Raw genomic sequence first — 2,477 nt, 5'->3', positions numbered from 1 at the left:
ACCGGGTCGAGATGGAAGCCGTGGGCACGGATGAAGTGGTCCGCGCCCGAGCGCCTTTCGATCTCATCGCGTTGGGGTCGGTGCTTCAGTGGGCGGAAGACCCCGCGGCGGTGCTGAGGGACCTCAAGGCGCTGACTGCGCCCGTCGGCGGCACCGCCTCGATTTCCGGGAGCTCACCCGCCGTCGCGCCCCGGCTCGTCTTCACCGCGTATCTGCCCGGAACGCTGAAGGAAGTCCGCGAGCTCTCCGGCAACGGACTGCCGTTTCTCACCGAAGACGGCTGGGCCCAAGCGGCCCTCGCCGCGGGGTGGACCATTGAGCGCCAATACGCCTGGGAGGAGGTCGACCTCTTCCCGACGGCGAAGCACGTGCTGAGGCACTTGTCGGTGACGGGCGTCAATGGGGTGAAGTCGGCGAATTCGGAGAAGCGCGGCCCGGAGGGCGAAGACCGGGAAGCGCCGAAGCCCATGACGGCCTCGCGCCTCGCCGCCTTCCTCCGGGACTACGAGGATCGGTTTGCGACCCCGGGCGGCGTCACGCTCACCTGGCGGCCGATCGCGATGGTGCTCCGCTGAAGAGTTGAGACGGCGGGCCCATCCGGGAAAATCCTCCCAGTTCCGTAGCCCGTCTTCGCAAAAACGTGTGTCAGCGGCCTCAAAGCGGCTCCGCTTTCCGCTAATCTACGTCGTACCGACGCCGCTTTTCTTCTCCCCCAAGGCCGCGGAGACCAACCGCGACCGCCGCACCGGGCTCGCCCCCAGTGAGGCCCCAGAAGAAGAGAAGCCGCGCCCATCCGGTCCGCGCTTCGGTTCCGCGCGGACTCAACCACTCTCCCCAAGTCAATGGACATACTGCTTGATCCCGCCATATGGGCGGGTCTTCTCACCCTCGTCGTTCTTGAAATCGTTCTCGGGATCGACAACCTCGTCTTCGTCGCGATCCTCGCGAAAAAGCTCCCCCACGCCCAACAAAACCGCGCGGTCTACACCGGCCTCTCGATGGCGCTCATCATGCGCATCGGGCTGCTTTCCATCATGTCGTGGCTGGTGTCGCTCACCACCCCGCTCTTCACGGTGTTCTCGCACCCGTTCTCGGCGCGCGACCTCATCCTGATGGCGGGCGGCCTCTTCCTTCTCTTCAAGGCGACGCTGGAACTCCACGAGCGCTTGGAGGCGCACCCGCACGCCGAGGGCACGGGGAGCGCCAAGGCCGGGCTCTGGGTCGTGATCGCGCAGATCCTGCTTCTTGACGCCGTCTTCTCGCTCGACTCCATCATCACCGCGGTGGGGATGGTCGATCAGCTGGGCGTCATGGTGGCCGCCGTCGTCATCGCGATGATCGTCATGATCATCGCGAGCCGTCCGCTCACCTCGTTCGTGAACCGCCACCCGACGGTGGTGGTCCTCTGCCTTTCGTTCCTTCTCATGATCGGCTTCTCGCTCGTCGCGGAAGGGCTCGGCTTCCACATCCCGAAGGGCTACCTCTACGCCGCGATCGGCTTCTCGATCATGATCGAAGCCTTCAACCAGCTCGCGAACCGCAACAGCGAAAAGCACCTCGCGCGTCTGCCCTTCCGCGAACGCACGACGCTCGCGATCGTGCGCCTCATGAGCCCCGAAAAGGCCGCGGACGCGCCCACGATGGCCGAACAGATGGCTCCCACCGCACGCACCTTCGGCGACGACGAACGCCACATGGTGGAAGGGGTCTTGACGCTCGCCGACCGCTCGATCAAGTCGATCATGACGCCGCGCTCCGACATCGCCTGGCTCGACCTTGAGATGCCGATGGAGGAGCTGATGGACGAAGTGAAGCGCATGCCCCACGGCGCGTTCCCGGTCTGCGAAGGGTCGTTAGAGCACGTGGTCGGCTGCATCAAGGCGAAGCACATGGTCCGCGAGGAGCTCACCAAGGAGAAGCTCCGCGCCATGGCGGAGGCGCGCCCGATCCTCACCGTTCCGGAAACGATCACGGTGATCCGCCTCATGCGCGACATCAAGCGCACCCGCGCGACGATCGTGCTGGTCGCGGACGAATTCGGCGTCATCCAGGGGCTCGCCACCGCGCACGACATTTTGGAAGCCATCGCCGGGGACTTCCCCGACGAAGGCGACCGCGAGGCGATGAAGGCTTTGTCCGACGGCGTCTGGCTCGCGGACGGGCAGACGGATCTGATGACGGTCGAGCAGCATCTCGGGATCGAAGGCCTGGCCGACGACGAGGCCGAGTACCTCACTTTGGCCGGCTACCTGCTCGAGCGCTTCGGCCGGCTCCCGACCGCGGGCGACCGCCACGAAGAGTTCGGGTACGCCTTTGAAGTGACGGTTTTGGAGAAAAACCGCATCGCGGAGGTGCGCATCACGCGGCTCCCGAAGGCGGAAGACCCCGAGGCGTAAGGCCGGGGGAAACAACCGCCCCGACCGATCGCTCGATCCGCTCGGTCAACACCCCATCCACACCGCTGCCGGGCGGCTTCT

At 65.8% G+C, this 2,477-nt stretch carries 2 protein-coding genes; both read left to right on the top strand.

Going from position 1 to position 2,477, the window contains the following annotated elements:
- Positions 1–575, top strand: a 575-nt coding sequence (locus tag HMPREF9440_RS04930) for a methyltransferase domain-containing protein (RefSeq protein WP_008542063.1), incomplete at its 5' end; no start/stop codon positions are given.
- 267 nt (positions 576–842) lie between these two features.
- Positions 843–2,396, top strand: coding sequence for a TerC family protein (locus tag HMPREF9440_RS04925; RefSeq protein ID WP_008542062.1), 1,554 nt, complete (start codon positions 843–845; stop codon positions 2,394–2,396).
- Positions 2,397–2,477 lie beyond the last annotated feature (81 nt).

This window comes from Sutterella parvirubra YIT 11816 (genome assembly GCF_000250875.1).
Taxonomy (GTDB): Bacteria; Pseudomonadota; Gammaproteobacteria; order Burkholderiales; family Burkholderiaceae_F; genus Sutterella; species Sutterella parvirubra.
The sequence above is the reverse complement of the archived record's forward strand: the minus strand, read 5'-3'. Positions and strand labels throughout refer to the sequence as shown.